Annotated in this window: 4 protein-coding genes; 1 reads left to right on the top strand and 3 read right to left on the bottom strand. The window is 46.9% G+C overall.

Features of this window, described 5'->3' with window-relative positions; translation table 11 throughout:
- Positions 1-44: 44 nt before the first annotated feature.
- Positions 45-458, bottom strand: a complete 414-nt coding sequence (locus tag KDK15_RS16500) for a type II toxin-antitoxin system VapC family toxin (RefSeq protein ID WP_257296484.1) — start codon at positions 456-458, stop codon at positions 45-47.
- The gene (locus KDK15_RS16495) at positions 455-679 is read right to left on the bottom strand and encodes an AbrB/MazE/SpoVT family DNA-binding domain-containing protein (RefSeq protein ID WP_257296483.1); all 225 of its coding nucleotides are present in this window, start codon (positions 677-679) and stop codon (positions 455-457) included. Before KDK15_RS16495 ends, KDK15_RS16500 begins: the two co-directional genes overlap by 4 nt.
- 81 nt (positions 680-760) lie before the next feature.
- Between KDK15_RS16495 and KDK15_RS16490 the strand changes: the two genes are divergently transcribed.
- Positions 761-943 carry a hypothetical protein gene (locus KDK15_RS16490; protein WP_257296482.1) on the top strand — a complete coding sequence of 61 codons (183 nt, stop codon included), beginning with the start codon at positions 761-763 and terminating at the stop codon, positions 941-943.
- 89 nt (positions 944-1032) lie between these two features.
- Here the strand turns inward: KDK15_RS16490 and KDK15_RS16485 are convergent, their stop codons facing one another.
- Entirely contained in the window at positions 1033-2157 is a 1125-nt protein-coding gene (locus KDK15_RS16485; RefSeq protein ID WP_306800372.1) for a branched-chain amino acid ABC transporter substrate-binding protein, read from the bottom strand.
- Positions 2158-2458 lie beyond the last annotated feature (301 nt).

Raw genomic sequence — 2458 nt, 5'->3', positions numbered from 1 at the left:
GCCGCAGTAGGGCAGCCTATTCTCGGACAGCCTCCCAGGGTGTTTTAATTATTGCCAGGAGTTATCAGGTTCAGGGTGGGAAAATAGCTTCTGAATTTTCCGCTATTTCGCGTTATCAGTTGAAAATTTGAAGCCAAAGCATGGGCTCCAATAAAGAAATCAGGCAATGGTGATGTTTTGATGCCTTTGTTCTTTCTATATTGAAGAAAAACTTTTCCTGCCAGAAATAACGTTTCACGGGGCATTTCCAAAACTTTGATATCCATTTCTGTTAATGTTTCATCAACTTCTTCTATCGTGCTGAAACCAATAGATATTTCTGTGTATACCATTGAGTTGATGTACAGGCTATTGCTTTGGCTGTACTGTTCCAGAATTTTTTCTGACCAATCAGCCCATTTTTTGTCATTAGTCAACAAGTCGAGTAGAACACAAGAGTCGATCAGAATGCCATTCACGGTTCCCCCCTCGTAAGCCCCATGATTTCGTCAGTGCTCATTTGGGCTGTAGCGATTCCTCTGAATCGGGAAAATTTTCTCTTTGTTTTTGGTTGATCTCTTTTTGCCAGATAGAACCTGCCGTTTTCTTCAATAAAATCTATTTCACTTTCCGGTACAATCCCGAGTGCTTCCCTTACTTCTTTGGGGATGGTGACCTGGCCTTTTGTAGTAACTCTCATGGTTTTCTATCCCTTGCTTAGGGTAATACCAATATAGTAATACCTTAAGATGTGTACAAGAGAAGAGAAAAAAGAAAAAACATGATTGCTGCTGTTGTCTTCTTTGGTCTGCCCACCTCATTGGCCCTTGTCTATTTGGCTTTACTTCTGGAGTCTGGCCATTTTGAGATGAATGCTTTCGCCAATTTCTTGCAATCCTCGCTTCGGACGCTTAATTCCCCAATCGTTGCTGAAATTTTTCGCCTTGATAATGGACGCCATTAAACAAATCAAATTCAATTGCAAGACCAAACCATTTGATGGTTCAGCTCTTTTATTGATGCCCTGCCCGTTCAGGCAGGGCACTATTCCGATCACTTGGTCAGGGCAGTTTTGCTGCCATCAGAATGCCACTGATAAACAACAAAGCTGAAGTCCTTGAGGTCGCCCTTGCCATCAAAGCCAAGCTCACCGGTTGGTGTTTTGAAGTTATTGGCGCGCAGGCTGCTGGCAACTTTCTCAGGGTCTTCACTGGCGGTCAGTTTCATGCCATCGGCCATGACCTGTACCGCAGAGTAGGCAGGAAAGACAAACGGGCCGGTAGGATCTTCACTTCTTGCCTTGAATGCCTCCACCAGCCTGGCATTGGCCGGGTCCTGGTCAAAGCTCTTGGGCAGAGTCACCAGGAGGCCTTCTGAAGCCTCACCGGCAATGGCAGAAATATCCTTGTTGCCGACACCTTCAGGCCCCATGAACTTAACATCCAGTCCCTTCTCTGCACTCTGACGCAAAATCAAGCCCAGCTCAGGGTGATAACCGCCGTAATAGACGAAATCGACATCTACTTTCTTGAGCTTGGCAATCAGGGCAGAGAAGTCTTTGTCGCCGGCGGTTACACCTTCATACAGGGCGACGTTAATGCCAGTCTTCTGAACTTCGTCACGAACACTGGAGGCCAGGCCCTCACCGTACTGCTGCTTGTCGTGAATCACTGCCATTTTCTGTGGCTTTACGGCGTTAATGATGTATCTCGCAGCAGTTGGCCCCTGCATGTTGTCCAGACCTATCGTTCTGAAAATCAGCTCATAGCCACGGGTAGTGATGTCCGGGCTGGTTGAGGCTGCAGTGATCATCAAGACACCTTCGTCTTCATAAATATCAGAAGCAGGCTGAGTTGAAGAGGAACAGAGATGACCGACAACAAATCGAATATCATCGTTTACAATCTTGTTAGCAACCGCTACGGCTTGCTTGGGGTCACAGGCGTCGTCGTAGACAACCGCTTCCAGCTCCTTGCCATTGACGCCACCTGCCTGGTTAATCTGCTCAATGGCCATTTTGGCACCAATAAACTGCATATCGCCGTACTGGGCAACCGGTCCGGTTACCGGGCCTGCCAAGGCAATTTTGATGGTATCTGCTGCGGATGCGATGGATGCACTGCCCAGTGCCACTGCAGCAGTTAAGACAGCCATTTTTTTATTAAATGATTTCAGCATGTCAGTCACTCTTTATTGTTGTTTTTCATGCCTGAGTTTACAAAGCATTGGCCAGAAAGCGGCCGCCTTCCCCCGAAACTCAGGACTGCGCCACAGATTACGCTCAACACAGGTCGCCAAGCATTTTTATTATTAGCAATAGCTATATTAAGGATTTTTCCTATTCGATACAGCCCAATGTTAAGGTTTTTTTTATGGAGATCGCGGAATCTAACTGCCAACGTCTAAAGGTCGCACCTGTCCTATGAGGCTGTCCTCGCTACGGGGTCGCATAGGAGGCTGTCCGAGAATAGTCTGCCCT

Origin of the sequence: Endozoicomonas sp. YOMI1 (assembly GCF_024606345.1) — a bacterium.
Taxonomy (GTDB): domain Bacteria; phylum Pseudomonadota; class Gammaproteobacteria; order Pseudomonadales; family Endozoicomonadaceae; genus Endozoicomonas.
The sequence above is the reverse complement of the archived record's forward strand: the minus strand, read 5'-3'. Positions and strand labels throughout refer to the sequence as shown.